The sequence below is a fragment of the Vibrio sp. V23_P3S9T160 genome, assembly GCF_963886625.1.
In the GTDB taxonomy this organism is placed as follows: domain Bacteria; phylum Pseudomonadota; class Gammaproteobacteria; order Enterobacterales; family Vibrionaceae; genus Vibrio; species Vibrio anguillarum.
This window is the reverse complement of sequence record NZ_CAWPDB010000175.1, coordinates 1-14956: the sequence shown is the minus strand read 5'-3', so window position 1 is coordinate 14956 and position 14956 is coordinate 1. Positions and strand designations below refer to the sequence as shown.

General features: G+C 44.2%; 14 protein-coding genes and 1 other RNA gene. 5 read left to right on the top strand and 10 right to left on the bottom strand.

Annotated elements, in window-relative coordinates:
* The 4 genes from AACU59_RS16700 to AACU59_RS16685 all read right to left on the bottom strand — a co-directional run.
* A partial coding sequence (locus AACU59_RS16700; RefSeq protein ID WP_443281753.1) for an IS4/Tn5 family transposase DNA-binding protein occupies positions 1-145 on the bottom strand: 145 nt, incomplete at its 3' end.
* A 154-nt stretch (positions 146-299) separates the two neighbouring features.
* Entirely contained in the window at positions 300-1529 is a 1230-nt protein-coding gene (locus tag AACU59_RS16695) for an FAD-dependent 2-octaprenylphenol hydroxylase (RefSeq protein WP_013856022.1), read from the bottom strand.
* A gap of 12 nt (positions 1530-1541) precedes the next feature.
* Positions 1542-2723, bottom strand: a complete 1182-nt coding sequence (ubiH, locus tag AACU59_RS16690; RefSeq protein ID WP_176428567.1) for a 2-octaprenyl-6-methoxyphenyl hydroxylase — start codon at positions 2721-2723, stop codon at positions 1542-1544.
* Between the two features lie 12 nt (positions 2724-2735).
* A complete protein-coding gene (locus AACU59_RS16685) occupies positions 2736-3311 on the bottom strand; it encodes a YecA/YgfB family protein (RefSeq protein WP_094145519.1) in 576 nt (191 codons plus the stop codon).
* Positions 3312-3554: 243 nt separating this feature from the next.
* Here AACU59_RS16685 and AACU59_RS16680 point away from each other — a divergent pair, with 243 nt between their 5' ends.
* The 5 genes from AACU59_RS16680 to serA all read left to right on the top strand — a co-directional run bounded on the left by AACU59_RS16680 (position 3555) and on the right by serA (position 6875).
* A complete protein-coding gene (locus tag AACU59_RS16680; protein WP_010319818.1) occupies positions 3555-3863 on the top strand; it encodes a cell division protein ZapA in 309 nt (102 codons plus the stop codon).
* 20 nt (positions 3864-3883) lie between these two features.
* A non-coding RNA gene (gene ssrS / locus AACU59_RS16675) (6S RNA) lies at positions 3884-4068 on the top strand.
* A 2-nt stretch (positions 4069-4070) separates the two neighbouring features.
* Positions 4071-4661 carry a 5-formyltetrahydrofolate cyclo-ligase gene (locus tag AACU59_RS16670; protein ID WP_047691486.1) on the top strand — a complete coding sequence of 197 codons (591 nt, stop codon included), beginning with the start codon at positions 4071-4073 and terminating at the stop codon, positions 4659-4661.
* Positions 4662-4725: 64 nt separating this feature from the next.
* On the top strand, positions 4726-5382 hold the full coding sequence (rpiA, locus tag AACU59_RS16665; RefSeq protein ID WP_094145520.1) for a ribose-5-phosphate isomerase RpiA: 657 nt from the start codon (positions 4726-4728) through the stop codon (positions 5380-5382).
* 263 nt (positions 5383-5645) lie between these two features.
* Positions 5646-6875: a phosphoglycerate dehydrogenase gene (gene serA / locus AACU59_RS16660; RefSeq protein ID WP_026028313.1), complete on the top strand. Its 1230-nt coding sequence runs from the start codon at positions 5646-5648 to the stop codon at positions 6873-6875.
* 82 nt (positions 6876-6957) lie between these two features.
* Here serA and ilvN read toward each other — a convergent pair whose 3' ends face one another.
* The 6 genes from ilvN to AACU59_RS16630 form a co-directional block, all read right to left on the bottom strand.
* Positions 6958-7452 (bottom strand): acetolactate synthase small subunit, encoded by a 495-nt coding sequence (gene ilvN, locus AACU59_RS16655; RefSeq protein ID WP_010319822.1) that lies wholly within the window; start codon positions 7450-7452, stop codon positions 6958-6960.
* 1 nt (position 7453) lies between these two features.
* A complete protein-coding gene (locus AACU59_RS16650) occupies positions 7454-9193 on the bottom strand; it encodes an acetolactate synthase 3 large subunit (RefSeq protein ID WP_013856017.1) in 1740 nt (579 codons plus the stop codon).
* A gap of 431 nt (positions 9194-9624) precedes the next feature.
* The gene (locus AACU59_RS16645; protein WP_176428568.1) at positions 9625-11433 is read right to left on the bottom strand and encodes an AMP-dependent synthetase/ligase; all 1809 of its coding nucleotides are present in this window, start codon (positions 11431-11433) and stop codon (positions 9625-9627) included.
* Positions 11434-11630: 197 nt separating this feature from the next.
* Positions 11631-12590 carry a transcriptional regulator LeuO gene (gene leuO, locus AACU59_RS16640; RefSeq protein WP_026028311.1) on the bottom strand — a complete coding sequence of 320 codons (960 nt, stop codon included), beginning with the start codon at positions 12588-12590 and terminating at the stop codon, positions 11631-11633.
* A gap of 343 nt (positions 12591-12933) precedes the next feature.
* Complete coding sequence (locus AACU59_RS16635) at positions 12934-13980, bottom strand: MJ1255/VC2487 family glycosyltransferase (protein WP_176428562.1); 1047 nt, start codon at positions 13978-13980, stop codon at positions 12934-12936.
* Positions 13977-14510 carry a phosphatase PAP2 family protein gene (locus AACU59_RS16630; RefSeq protein ID WP_094145461.1) on the bottom strand — a complete coding sequence of 178 codons (534 nt, stop codon included), beginning with the start codon at positions 14508-14510 and terminating at the stop codon, positions 13977-13979. The genes AACU59_RS16635 and AACU59_RS16630 overlap by 4 nt, the downstream gene beginning before the upstream one ends.
* Between the last annotated feature and the right edge of the window lie 446 nt (positions 14511-14956).

The window sequence follows — 14956 nt, the reverse complement described above, 5'->3', positions numbered from 1 at the left end:
CAGCAGGGGAGATGATGAGTTTCGAGACCGGTACGCCAGGTTGCTCGGCCAGAGAGGCTGCTAGGGCAACGAGTCTTTGAGTACGTCTTGGGTCATTGAGGTGAGCTTGACCAAATTGCTTTTGTGCCCAGAGGGTTGGTTCTATATAAGTCATTCTAATCATCCTTGTTATTGCTTAGATGATCAGATCATGAAACATAAAATTAGTTCAAAAAAATCCCCAAGCAGAGGCTTGGGGATTTGTGTATAAGAGACAGGGCCATAAGCCAGCCCTTTTGCCATCATTAGGTTAATCACTGTTAGGGCTCAAGCAGCACCATTTTACTCTTGGCAAGATCAGGTAAATCACCTTTTAAACCCAGTGCTCTTTTCATAATCTCATCTTTGGCTCCAGGAAGTTGTCCAGCCAACTGCATGCCAATGCCACGGATCAGTTTCTTCGCCGGGTTATCACCTTCAAAAAGGTCTTTGAAACCTTGCATCGCGGCAATCATTTTGGCGGCTTCTGTTTTTCGCCAACGTTCATAACCTCGCAAATTTTTGAGCAAACCAATATCTTCACCTTGATGCCACAACGCGAGTAGTTCTTGAGCTAAGCTTGCAGCATCAAGTAAACCTAAATTAACACCTTGCCCGGCTAGCGGGTGGATGGTGTGCGCCGCATCACCAACGAGTGCGATTCGTTGTAAAGCAAAATCTCGGGCATAACGCATTTTAAGTGGGAAAGCAGCACGTTCACCGACCACCTCACACAAACCTAAACGATGATCAAACTCAGCGGTCAGTATCTTATTGAATTCGAGCTCAGACAGGCTGAGCAAGCGCTGCGCTCGGTTGGGCTCTGTAGACCAAACGATTGAGCTCATATGAGGATCAGACATAGGTAAAAAGGCCAGCGGACCTTGTGGTGTAAACACTTGCCTTGCCGTCGATTGATGTGGTTCCACCGTGCGGACATTTGCCACCAGCGCACTGTGTCCATAATCCCAATGGGTTAATGGAATGTCTTGCTGCTGACGAACCCAAGAGTTTGCGCCATCGGCTCCTACTATCAATTTTGCGGTGAGTGATTGACCGTTATCGAGCGTTAGCCACGCCTCACTTTCTCCGACAGCCAGAGATTGGCATTGAGCGGGCATAAAGAGTGTCACATTCGCTTGCTTTTGTACTTGTTCGAGTAAGGCTAATTGAATGACGCGGTTCTCAACAATGTGTCCCAGATCCGGCTGAGTCATCTGATTGGCACTAAATTCGATCCGCGCAAAACTATCGCGTTCCCACACTTCCATCGCCGAATAAGGCGCAGAGCGACGAGAAATGATGCCTTGCCATGCACCAAGGTTTCGCAACATGATTTCACTGGAACGGCTTAAGGCGGAGACTCGCACATCCGGCAGCTCTGCAAGTTCAAGGCTGGGTACTCGACCCTCAATCACGGCGATGCGCAGTTCGCTATGCTTTAATGCGGCGGCCAGTGCAAGGCCAACCATTCCGCCACCCACAATGACAATATCGACACTTTGCATCATATACAGACCCTTTTATCTATTCACTACGCCAAGCGTTCGGCGCAGTAGCGGCATTTTCAGCCACGGTAAATTATCCATCATCATGAGGCCTACATTGCGACCAATACGAGTGGTTAGCCAATCATTGGAAAAGAGATGCACCAGGGATGATGTCAGCTTAATGGTGGCATCACGATCCGCTTCTCGGCGTTGGGAAAAAGCCTGTAAGCCGTGATAGCAGCCAACATCGGCTTGCTGCTTGATAAGCTCATCCGCCAAGCTTGCTACATCTCGAATACCTAAGTTGAAACCTTGTCCCGCAATCGGATGTAATGTCTGAGCGGCATTGCCCACAATGGCAAAACGATGTGAAATGTTCTGCTCTCGATAACGCAGTTGTAATGGATAGCAGGCACGAGTGCCCACTTTATTCATTCGCCCTAAACGCCAACCAAACGCATCTTGAAGCTGTGCTAAGAAACCCTCATCACTGAGTGAAAAAGCTTGCTCGGCTTTCGCGGGAGGTAAACACCAAACTAAAGAGAGTCGATTATCACTCATTGGTAATAACGCGACAGGACCATCGGCGGTAAATCGTTCAAACGCCCGTCCTTGATGAGCTTTTGAGCTCACAACGTTAGCAATAACCGCGACCTGTTCAAAATCATGCTCTTGTTGGATGAGGCCGATTTGCTCGCAGCAGGTCGATATCGCCCCATCGGCTGCGACCAATAACTTAGCTTGGATCGTTCGTTGATCGTTAAGGGTGACAGTGACCTTATCCATACTGCGTTCCACTTGCTGAACCGCGCTTGGGCAAAATAACTCAATATGCGAGCTCTGCTGCATTTTTTGCGCGTAAATCTGCCCAACATCGGCCAATTCAACCACGTAACCTAATGCTTCTAAATCGAGTTGCTGACAAGTGATATCGGTCATCCCAATATGAGACCGATCCGACACATGAATATGTGTAATTGGGGTGGCGACCTCTTGCAGCGACTGCCACAAGGAGAGATTTTGCAAAATTTGTACGCTACCATAGGATAAAGCAATTGAACGCGAATCAAAGCCGGGATGGGCGAGCTTATCATCCAGCGGATGCGCTTCGACCACAGCAATCGCAAGCTTTCCTTGAGAAAGCGTATCTAAGGCCAACGCCAGTGTTGCACCAGCCATCGCCCCACCAGCGATAATCACATCAAATTGCTTCACAGTCATCTCTCTTTAATGCACGGTCGGCTGAGTTTCTTGTAGAGGTTTGATACCAAATTCAGCATGAATTGTTAACACACAAGCTTTTATATGCTCGATGACGTGTTCCAAAAGTTGAGCTTGCTCATCCAAGTCATCCTCTTCATCGATACCGAGCTTGGCAATTTCTTCTAGATCAGCCAAGGCCTCTTTAGTCTCTGCGGACGCTTTTTTCAAAACAACCCCAATCAAGCCAAGCCCAGAAATAAAGTGATTTACCCAGTCGGCTATGCCATCAGCCAAATCAAATACACTGGCACTCGCCTCTTCATCTGACAACAGTAGTGACAACTCCATCCCGCTACCAGTGAGCTCTTCGATTGTAAAGGTGAGTACTTGTTCAGCCAATGTCAACGGACGATCTGGCCAACCCATACCTTCGTTAGTGTAATCAAAAATAAGTGGCTGCCAGCTCTTATCATTTAAGCCCAGACCACCGGCCAGCATGCCCGTTAGCAACCCATGCAACTCAGCAGGGTTAACCGCAAGTGCTGCAGATTGAAGGGCAGTGGCAAGAGAAAGATAATCCGGTAGTTTTTTTTCGCTCATGGGAAGCTCGTAATAAAATCAAATAAGCGCGATCCTACCACTTAGCTTCCAATGCGAAAATGCTCAAAGCGTTAATTGTGGGTAGCTTTTACTCAATTTGCCTAATAACTGTGTTTTTAGTCCCTCATTTTTTACTGCTCGCTTTGAAAAGCTTGAATCTTAGGGCCGCTTTACCTATAGTTTCCACCTCGATGGGCATGTGAGTGGCACCATCTTAGACAGCGCGATAAGAGTTCATCCATCATGAGTAATCAAGCGGTAGACGTAGAAATTTTAGGAAAATTGACTCGTGTGAATTGCCCTGCGGGACAAGAGCAGTCTTTAATCCAAGCGGCGCAAGATCTTGATAACCGATTGAAAGAGATGGCAGAGCGTACTAAAGTTACCAATGAGGTAAAGCTACTCACGATTGCTGCGCTCAACATTTGTTATGAATTGCAAACCAAAAACAATGAGAGCCTAGGCCAACAAAATCAATTAACCGAGCGCATGGAACAGCTCGCTGCATCTCTTGAAGATGCCATCAGTAAAGTGAAGCTAGGACAGCAGTAGTCTTTACCAGCGTGACCAAATTTACCCTAGAGTGTTTGTCAGCCGGATTTAAGTCCCTGAGCCGATAAGCAACACCAAAGGGTTAGTACTTGGTAGCTATTGAGCAAGCTCGGCTCGTACCGAGAAGCCTGCGGTTACCATTGCTGATCCGCCTTGAACCAGCTGGTTCAAGGGCCAAAATCCGCAACGGCACTCTGGGGTATCCTTATGCAAAACACTCGACACACACTTCGTCAAGTCATCCGCCAGCGGCGTAAACAGCTATCACCTACGCAGCAAAAACACGCTTCAATTGAACTTGTCTCTCGTTTTTCAACACTGCCTGAAGTTTTAACGAGTCAGCACATTGCCCTCTACTTAGCGACCGATGGTGAGCTTGAAACACAACCGCTCATAGCGTGGTTATGGCAACAAGGCAAACAGACCTATCTTCCCGTTTTACACCCCTTCTCGAGTGGGAATTTATTGTTCTTGCGCTATGATGCTCAAACCATAATGACGCGAAATAAATACGGCATTGCCGAACCCAAGCTCAACCAAACATTGATCAAACCAGTAAATGAGCTAGATATCATCTGCACACCATTGGTGGCCTTTGATCAAACAGGGCAAAGGCTCGGGATGGGCGGCGGCTATTATGATCGTACGTTAGAAACTTGGTTTAAAACGGGTAAAGGTGCCCTACCCATAGGTTTAGCTCATGATTGCCAACAAGTGACTCATCTGCCGAGCGAAGCATGGGATATACCTTTACCTCAAATAGTGACTCCAAGCCAAATCTGGCAATGGGAATCATAAATTATTGAGGCTATAATCGCCCCGCAACATTACCGTCACTATAAATCGATATCAGGAGATTGGCATGACTCAAGATGAAATGAAAAAAGCCGCCGGCTGGGCCGCACTCAAATATGTAGAAAAAGGCAGCATCGTTGGTGTGGGTACGGGTTCAACGGTGAATCACTTCATTGATGCACTGGGTTCGATTAAAGATGATATTAAGGGTGCGGTTTCAAGTTCTATCGCCTCAACAGAGAAGCTAAAAGGCCTAGGTATTGAAGTGTTCGACTGCAATGATGTTGATCAACTCGATATTTATGTTGATGGCGCAGATGAAATCAACCCTGCGCGCGATATGATCAAAGGCGGCGGCGCTGCGCTCACTCGAGAAAAAATCGTTGCCGCGATTGCGGATAAATTCATTTGTATCGTTGATGGTACAAAAGCGGTCGATATTCTAGGTCAATTCCCACTTCCAGTTGAAGTGATCCCAATGGCGCGCTCTTATGTGGCACGTCAACTGGTTAAACTTGGTGGTGATCCAGCCTATCGCCATGGCGTAATAACGGATAACGGTAACGTTATCTTGGATGTGCACGGATTAAAAATTACTGATGCTAAAGCATTAGAAGATAAAATTAATGGGATTGTCGGCGTAGTAACCGTCGGTTTATTCGCTCACCGAGGTGCTGATGTCGTCATCACTGGCACGGGAAATGGTGCCAAAATCGAAGAGTAAGTCACAAAATAAGGCTACTTTCCGTTATTTCATTACAAACGGCACCCATGGGTGTCGTTTTTCTTCGCTATGCCCTAGAAAATCATGCCTTATTTCGTAATTTTCTTACCCAAAACAAAAAAAGTTTGTTACTTTATTGGTCAGAAGACGCACAAGGAAAACGTTTGTCTTCCAACAAAATGGTTAATCTTCCTCTTTACATTAGCCCTTTTGCTTTATGTGCGCCGTGTTTGCCCACCTTCCCATTTTTAAGGACGAGAATAATGGCCAAAGTTTCACTCGAAAAAGACAAAATCAAAATCTTACTCCTCGAAGGGCTACACCCTTCAACGGTTGAAGTACTGCAATCTGCCGGTTACAGCAATATTGAGTATCACAAAGGTTCTCTGGGTGATGAACAACTGCTCGAAGCGGTGAAAGATGCTCACTTCATCGGAATTCGTTCGCGCACTAATTTGACCGAAGCGGTAATCAACGCGGCAGAGAAGTTGGTTGCTATCGGCTGCTTCTGCATTGGCACCAACCAAGTTGACCTGAATGCAGCCGCAAAACGCGGGATTCCTGTCTTTAATGCACCATTTTCAAATACTCGTAGTGTTGCTGAACTCGTTTTAGGCCAAACACTGCTACTACTGCGTGGGATTCCTGAAAAAAATGCATTGGCGCATCGTGGTATTTGGAAAAAAAGTGCTGATAACTCTTATGAGGCTCGCGGTAAACGCTTAGGTATTATTGGCTATGGCCACATTGGCACCCAGCTCGGTATCATTGCCGAAAACCTCGGTATGCAAGTCTATTTCTATGACATAGAAAACAAACTCTCACTCGGTAATGCAACGCAAATACATACGATGAGCGAGCTACTGAATAAATGTGATGTCATTTCTCTGCATGTGCCTGAAACTCCAGATACTAAAAATATGATGGGTAAAGAAGAGTTTGCACGCATGAAGCCTGGCTCTATCTTTATCAACGCAGCACGCGGAACGGTAGTCGACATTCCCGCACTCTGCGATGCATTGGCATCAAACCATCTAGCTGGCGCGGCAATAGATGTATTTCCAGAAGAACCCGCCACAAACTCTGAACCTTTTGAATCCCCACTGATGCATTTTGATAATGTCATTCTGACACCGCACATTGGTGGCTCAACGCAAGAAGCACAAGAAAATATCGGTATTGAAGTAGCCGGTAAGTTGGCAAAATATTCAGATAACGGCTCAACCTTATCAAGCGTGAACTTCCCTGAAGTATCACTGCCAATTCACCGTGATAGTTCGCGTTTACTGCATATTCACGAAAACCGTCCGGGTATTCTGACACAAATCAACACCATCTTCGCCGAAGAAGGGATCAATATCGCCGCTCAATATTTACAAACGTCAGCGGATATCGGTTATGTAGTGATTGACGTAGAAACCGCTCGCTCTGCGGAAGCTCTTACTAAGCTGAAAAGCATCAGCGGCACCATTCGTGCGCGTATTCTTCACTAAGCACTTCTCTAGTAAAAGCACCAAACGACAAAAAGGCCACATAAAATGTGGCCTTACTTATTTCGATAGGGAGCTCAGTAAATTAAGCTTTAAGCGCTCGCTCCCCGCGAGCAATACCTACCACACCACTTCGCGCGACTTCGATTACTTCAGTGACTTCCGACAACGCTTGAATAAAGGCATCGAGTTTTTCGCTGGTTCCAGCAAGCTGCACAGTATATTGCGCTGCAGTGACATCTACGATCTGCCCACGGAAAATATCAGCCGTACGTTTCACTTCGGCGCGCGCAAAGCCGCTAGCTTTGACTTTCACCATCATCAGCTCACGTTCAATGTGTTCACACTCTGACACTTCTTGCACTTTAAGCACATCAATCAACTTATGCAGTTGCTTTTGAATTTGTTCAAGTTGCATTTCATCGGTCTTAGTGGTGATGTTTAAGCGTGACAATGTTGCATCATCGGTTGGCGAAACCGTTAGTGATTCAATGTTATAACCACGTTGAGAAAATAGACCAACAACGCGAGACAAAGCACCCGATTGGTTTTCCATTAATATTGAAATAATGTGTCTCATATTATGTTCTCTCCGTTTTGCTTAACCACATTTTGTCCATCCCTTCGCCTTTAATTTGCATTGGGTAGACGTGCTCCGTTTCATCCACATTAATATCAACAAAAACCAATCGATCTTTCATATCGAGTGCTTTTTTAAGCCCGGCTTCAAGTTCATCAGGCTGTGAGATACGGATGCCAACGTGGCCATAAGCTTCTGCAATTGCTGCAAAATCGGGAACAGAACTCATATAAGAATTAGAGTGACGTCCTTGGTAAATAATATCTTGCCACTGTTTTACCATGCCAAGAAAACGGTTGTTTAAGTTAATAATTTTCACTGGAATATCATATTGCAACGCGGTGGAAAGCTCTTGGATATTCATTTGAATACTGCCATCCCCAGTGACAATCACTACCTCTTCTTCTGGCATGGCAAATTTAACCCCCATTCCAGCGGGTAAACCAAATCCCATGGTGCCCAAACCGCCAGAGTTGATCCAACGACGAGGCTTATTGAATGGATAATAAAGTGCGGCGAACATTTGGTGCTGACCAACATCGGAGGCCACATATGCGTCTCCATTAGTCAGTTTATGCAAAGTTTCAATCACTTGCTGCGGCTTAATGCGTTCGCTGGATTTCTCATAAGCTAGGCATTGGCGGTCGCGCCAGCTTTGGATATCTTGCCACCATAGTTCAAGCGCCTGCGAATCATTACAGCCACCTTGCTCAGAGAGCAATTGCAGCATAGTTTCCAGTACTTGTTCGGCTGATCCCACTATCGGCAGATCGACTGGCACATTTTTAGAGATCGACGAAGGATCAATGTCAATGTGCATGATCTTAGCGTTCGGGCAATACTTTTCTAGATTATTGGTCGTACGGTCATCAAAACGCACACCAATACCGAAAATCAAATCCGCATTGTGCATCGCCATATTGGCTTCATACATGCCATGCATTCCAAGCATGCCTAACGCATTTTTATGAGTCCCAGGGAAAGCACCAAGCCCCATTAACGTGCTGACTACGGGTAAATTGAGCGTTTCAGCCAGTTGTAAAATGTGCTGATCTGCGCCTGAAATAACAGCGCCACCGCCAATGTACAATACGGGTTTTTTGGCTTCTAACAACGCTTTTAGCGCCTTTTTAATTTGCCCTTTATGACCAGAAGTAGTTGGGTTGTATGAGCGCAGTTTGATCGACTCAGGATACGTGTAAGGGAGTTTGATCTGAGGATTCATCACATCTTTAGGCAGATCGATCACGACCGGCCCCGGGCGTCCTGTTGATGCAATATAAAAGGCTTTCTTAATGGTTTCAGGAATATCTTCAGCTTTTTTTACAAGAAAACTGTGTTTGACGATCGGACGAGAAACCCCAACGATGTCACATTCTTGAAACGCATCGTTACCAATGAGGTTATTTGGCACGTTGCCTGAAATAACAATCATTGGAATTGAATCCATGTAAGCAGTAGCAATCCCTGTGACGGTATTCGTCGCCCCTGGGCCAGAACAAACAAGTACCACACCCGTTTTTCCGGTTGCTCGAGCATAGCCATCTGCCATGTGCGTGGCTGCTTGCTCGTGGCGAACAAGGACATGTTTAATTTGGTCGGTTTTTGCGTGCAGCGCATCGTAAATATCAAGAACGGAACCACCTGGGTATCCAAATATTTGCTCTACACCTTCTTCGATCAGAGATTGAACCACCATCTCTGCGCCAGATAACATCTGTTGATTGGATTGCGTTGCCATTTTTTCTCCTTACCAGTACCCAACACATGGTCAGTCAATGAGCCTGGTTTTACATAGTTTAGGGCTTATTTGTAGCCTAATTCGAAAACTTTCCACTTTCGGCTATGTCTTGCTTTTGTCATAACAAAAAACAAGGTAACGCAACAACTGTAACTCTTTCTTATCATCGGGTCGAACGCCAAATAGCGCACACTTTGGCAAATATTTGGTTAAATGGAACTTTATTAGGTAACTATCGTAAAACTGGTATTAAAAACAGCTCAATCCATGAGTAATTAGCAAAAATAAAGCAAAAAATATCACCATGCAGCAATGTAGCGTTATGAGGAAGCGAGGTTTAACTTCCGTCGTAATATAAAAAATCCCCCACGCTTTATCTGAAAAGCAAGTGGAGGATTTTTAAACAATGAAAAAACTATCTTAAGATAATCTTACTCACCTTTAGTCTTTTCTTTGTACATTTCCTCGATTTCATCTTGGTAACGATCACTAATGACTTTTCTACGCAGTTTCTGAGTCGGCGTCAGCTCACCTTTGTCCATTGAAAAAGCCTTAGGTAATAATTTAAACTTTTTCACCTGCTCAAATTTGGCTAGCTCTTTTTGCAAATCATTGACTCGTTTTTCCAGCATCTCAACCACTTGGTTGTTCTTGATAAGATCTAATCTGTCATGGTATTTGATGTTGAGCTCTTTGGCGTAAACCTCCAAGCTGTCATAACAAGGTACAATTAAAGCCGATACAAATTTACGTGTGTCAGCAATCACCGCAATCTGTTCAATAAAGTGATCTTTACCAATCGCTCCCTCAATAACTTGTGGCGCAATGTATTTACCACCGGAGGTTTTCATCAGCTCTTTGATACGATCAGTAATGAAGACATTACCTTGCTCATCAATGTGTCCAGCATCTCCTGTTTTGAGAAAACCTTGTTCATCGAATGCTAACGCCGTTTCTTCTGCCATTTTATAGTAGCCGCGCATAACCATTGGTCCGCGAACAAGAATTTCATTGTTGTCACCGATTTTGACCTGAGCTCCTGGCATCGACATGCCTATTGAATCAGGATTAAAACACCGGTCATCCCAACAAGAAACCGTTGCTGTGGTTTCCGTCATGCCATAACCCAACTTCACGTTAATGCCAATGGCATGGAAAAATCGGCCGATGGTTTCATCTAATTTTGCGCCGCCGCAAGGCATGAAATTAATCCGCCCACCAAGCAATGCACGCAATTTAGACAACACGATTTTATCCGCTAACGCGTAACTCTTTTTCAGCATGAAGGATGGTTGGCGCTTTTCTTGGTGACAAAGAGCCATCTTAGCCCCCATATTGACCGCCCAAGTAAATAGCACTTTTCGATGCAACGGCGCTTTCGAGACTTTTTCGTGAATAGCGGAGAAAATTTTCTCGTAGAAGCGAGGAACGGCACACATTACCGTTGGCTTTAGCTCACTCAATGCATCACGTACTTGCATCGTATCCTGCAAATAACAGTTAGTTGCACCGCTGTAAAGAATGTAAAAAGTCCACGCCCGTTCAAACACGTGTGACAATGTTAAAAAACAGAGTGACACATCATCCTTAGAGATGTTTAACCGCTCATCATGCCCTTCAAGCTGAGCGCCAATATTACGGTAATCAAGCATCACGCCTTTAGGTTGACCTGTGGTGCCAGAGGTATAGATGAGCGTCAGCAGATCATCCATATTCGCCTGTTCAAGGCGAGACTCTAATTCCGCTTGCTGGCCATCTGTATTTTGTTCAATAAAAGTCTGCCAATGGATGCCATGTTGAAAACTTTTTAGATCAATGCCATCACTCATGGCGACAATTAATTCAAGCTGTTCGCACTCATCAAAAAAATCCAGTGCCGCATCGTATTGTGCCTGTTCACCGACCAAGAGCACTTTGACATCAGCATCTTGAATAATGTAACTGGCCTGCGCTGGCGTATTAGTTGGATAAATAGGTACTGTAACGGCTCTTAACTGCAAAGCAGCCAAGTCAGCTATTGTCCACTGCGGCATATTATTCGAAAAAATCCCGACTTTATCTTGGATTTTTATACCTTGCGTTAAAAGTGCAAGTGACATCGCATCGATACGTTGACCAAATTGCTTCCAGCTGATCCCATGCCACTCTTTCTCTATTTTGTGTTTTAGAGCAATGCACTCGCCACCTTTGACAATCTGTTCACGAATTCTTTTTACGATATGGAAATTTAAATTGGGCATCTTTTTTACCTGTAGCTTACACATGTAAGCTTTTTGAGCGCACAAGTGTACATTTAGAAGCAAAAAAGGCAACTGACGGATGTCAAAGTTATCAATTAATTCTACAGACAAAAAAGCCCTGAATGGATATAACCAATTCAAGGCTAAAAGAGGTGTGTCACTAAGTTTAGAGCACAGTAAAAATTAACGGGTAAACGTTAGTTTAATGCAACAACTTCGCCGCAAATCATCATTAACTGATCACGCAACCAAATATGGCCTTTGTCTTTTTCACTAGACTCATGCCAACTGAGATAACCACTGATTTGGCCATTTGCAAATGGGAAATCGAGGATTTGTAACTGATCTCGGTTAGCCGCATTCTCAACCATCCAACGAGGTGCAATCGTCACCAACTCAGATTGTCCGACCACATAAAGCACGTTGCTCAAACTGGTCCCTTCATAATAAGGAACACAGTCTAATTCGCGATATGCTTGCTCAGAAAAGCTACGTTGCCCATGGATGCGAGATAACTTCGCATGCTTTTCAGCTGTTAGGCTCTCAGCGTTAACAGAGCCATTGATGCGAGGATGAGACTTAGATGCCACCACCACTAATTCATCTTGGAAAATTTCCGTACTGGAGAACCCTTGTTCATCAAAACGCGCGTAATCAATCACAAAATCGATCTCTTGGTAACGCATACGCTCGGCTAACAAACGGTTAAATTCCGCATCAAGATGAAGTTGGACCAAAGGCGCTTGTTCATGAACTGATGACATAATTTTCGGCGCGAAACGCATATCACAAGGACTGCAAATCGCTAATTTAAATAAGCGGGTTGATGTTTCAGGAGAAAACACCGAACTTGGCAGTTCATTACGGATTAATTGCAGTGCTTGACGCATCGGACCGAACAGTTGACGTGCACGTTGAGTAGGTTGAATACCTCGCCCTTGTCGCATAAACAGTTCATCATTAAACATTACCTTCAAACGCGCTACAGCATTGCTGACTGCTGGCTGAGACATACCCAAGTTATGAGCAGCACGGGTAATATTTTGCTCTTGCATTACTGCATCAAAAACCGTCAGCAGGTTTAAATCTACACCACGTAATGTGCTTTCCATGCGGTAACTAGCAATAGCGCTCATTGCATCTTTTTTATCTAACATTTTTGGGACGCCTCTTGTTGTTATCGTCAATACCGTAAAAGTAATTTTTTAGAATAGATAACCTGCCATTTATTATATTTACCCAGACACAACTGGGTGGAGGCTACTATCTGCTAAGCATTTATCGATTGGCAACAAGATTGATAAAATATCAGTTTTTTTTATCCAAACAAAAAGATTGTCCTTATTTATCAGTACGATGTATTTTTATAAAAAACCATAAAACAGAAAAATTTATGCATTTTATTCAAAACATTGAATCAAGTGATGAATAACAAGTCTTCACCTTGATACATTCACCAAATAAATTAATTACGTCAAAATTCAAAGCATTTCGTCAATATTAGCTAAATGACACATAACTAGGGAAATCAACCTGTCGCCATAAAGACTGGCTCAGCTCTTTATGATTACCCCATTTGCCATTTTGTACCCATTCAACCAAGGCTTTCGCTACATTAGGATAGACAACGCGCTCGACCTGTTTTTCATCCAACCAACGGCGTAACTCCGACGGGTCCAAAAACTCCATAGATGCAGCAAGCCCGAGATTCTCAAGAGTGGCAACGTTACTTTGCTGCTCAAATTGACCCGATAGTGGCTTAAGTAGCAGCTTTTTACCCAATGAAAGTGCTTCTGATGGTAATTCAAAACCACCATTAGCAATCACGCCATCGCAGCAATGCAAGTGATATTGAAAATGGGTATGACATAAGGGACGCAGCTCAACATTTTCAACGGATTGCGCTTCCATTAAAGAAGGGTGATAACAAATAAATGCTTGATTTGAAAAACGAAAAAGCAACTCAAGAATATCATCAACATGCTCAAATGGAAGATAGACCAAAATGAAATGCTCGCTAGACGTATGCTGCTCTGAACGATAGATAATCGGAGGAAGGATCGGTTGATCAAAATGATACCAATGTAAACCGACGTGGTAATTGGCAGGCGCAAACTGTTGAATAATCTGTTTATCCAGCCAACTTGCCCCTTTCAAAGGCACATTATAACGAAATGCATTTTGATGACTTATCCCAATACACGGAATACCTTGCTGTTTAGCCGCCCATGCCGATACTGGTTCAAAGTCATTAATGACCAGATCATACGGAGACAAATCGAGGTTTTTTGTCTCACTCACGAAAGTCAGTAAATTATTATTCAGCGCCGTTTTAACGTAATTTACGTGTCCCTGTTCAGTTTCAAAAGTAAAACCGCGCCGAGTTTGGTAATCACCGAAACTTTCCATCGAAAAGTATTTCTCTTTTTCACGTCCAGAAAAGAGAAATTGCACATCAATTTTGGCTTCTTTCAACGCTTCACTCATCACTCGTGAACGAGCAATATGGCCATTTCCGGTGCCTTGGACACCATACAGAATTTTCAAAAGCCTCTCTCCACCAACCACAAAACAAATCTTGCGCTGCTTACACCAAGCAGCGCGCCAATCACGATATCCGTCAAGAAGTGAACCCCAAGTAGGATGCGAGATACGCCAATTAAGCCAGCCCAAACCAAGACAAAAGCATCGCTATGAGGATAGAAGTGGCCAATTAATGTCGCCATAACAAACCCTGCAGCCGTATGACCAGAGGGCAAACTGTAGCGATCCGAAGGGGTAATAAAGGCAATGAATGAAGGAGAAAACTCTTCAGGGCGACGACGCTGAAAGCTATTTTTCAATCCCCAATAAATAGGGAGTTCAATCGCGAAAGCGGCCAGTCCAGCCATTAAGAATAGGTGGCCATTAAGCGGGTCTAAATACCAAGCTAAAGCACCAATCAACGCATACAAATGCCCATCCCCAGTATGGGAAATAGCTTTGCTGATCTGCGCTACAGGCTGATTAAAACGATGCTGTAAACAAAATAGCGAAAACGCTACGTCAAACTTAACAATTTGTCCGATGGCACGCATGAGCGACTCCTGTCATTCCATAAACCTCTTACGCTCTAAACGTAGAAGTTTAAAATGACAAATACGTGACTGTTTGTTGGAGAATGAATGAATTTAACCGATGACAAACGTTCTTGCGTGAAAACATTCCGTGCTACAAAAAGTGATCCTCTCTACCAATTCTGCTCATTTTTACCGCTTTTGACTAAAACTGATCCGATATGAATAAAAAAACAACTTAATGGTTGACGAGTTAAGTCGAGTACGGTACTAATTTGTTAACTTAATCTTGTGGAATGTTACGAATGACTATCCGTTTTTCTATCCTGCTGGGCCTGCTCCTTATCGTGAACCATTCGCGCGGGTAGGTTGTGGAAGAAAAACACCACACAAGATGACAAGAGCCCGCACTGAGATGCGGGTTTTTTTATAACTATATTTAGGAAGTAAACGATTAACCATCGGTG

Excerpts from the sequence above, each read along its gene's own strand:
- AACU59_RS16695 (WP_013856022.1), bottom strand. The coding sequence starts at position 1,529 with ATGATGCAAAGTGTCGATATTGTCATTGTGGGTGGCGGAATGGTTGGC.
- AACU59_RS16680 (WP_010319818.1), top strand. The coding sequence starts at position 3,555 with ATGAGTAATCAAGCGGTAGACGTAGAAATTTTAGGAAAATTGACTCGT.
- ilvN (WP_010319822.1), bottom strand. The coding sequence starts at position 7,452 with ATGAGACACATTATTTCAATATTAATGGAAAACCAATCGGGTGCTTTG.
- leuO (WP_026028311.1), bottom strand. The coding sequence starts at position 12,590 with ATGTTAGATAAAAAAGATGCAATGAGCGCTATTGCTAGTTACCGCATG.
- AACU59_RS16685 (WP_094145519.1), bottom strand. The coding sequence starts at position 3,311 with ATGAGCGAAAAAAAACTACCGGATTATCTTTCTCTTGCCACTGCCCTT.
- AACU59_RS16650 (WP_013856017.1), bottom strand. The coding sequence starts at position 9,193 with ATGGCAACGCAATCCAATCAACAGATGTTATCTGGCGCAGAGATGGTG.
- AACU59_RS16645 (WP_176428568.1), bottom strand. The coding sequence starts at position 11,433 with ATGCCCAATTTAAATTTCCATATCGTAAAAAGAATTCGTGAACAGATT.
- AACU59_RS16670 (WP_047691486.1), top strand. The coding sequence starts at position 4,071 with ATGCAAAACACTCGACACACACTTCGTCAAGTCATCCGCCAGCGGCGT.
- serA (WP_026028313.1), top strand. The coding sequence starts at position 5,646 with ATGGCCAAAGTTTCACTCGAAAAAGACAAAATCAAAATCTTACTCCTC.
- rpiA (WP_094145520.1), top strand. The coding sequence starts at position 4,726 with ATGACTCAAGATGAAATGAAAAAAGCCGCCGGCTGGGCCGCACTCAAA.
- AACU59_RS16630 (WP_094145461.1), bottom strand. The coding sequence starts at position 14,510 with ATGCGTGCCATCGGACAAATTGTTAAGTTTGACGTAGCGTTTTCGCTA.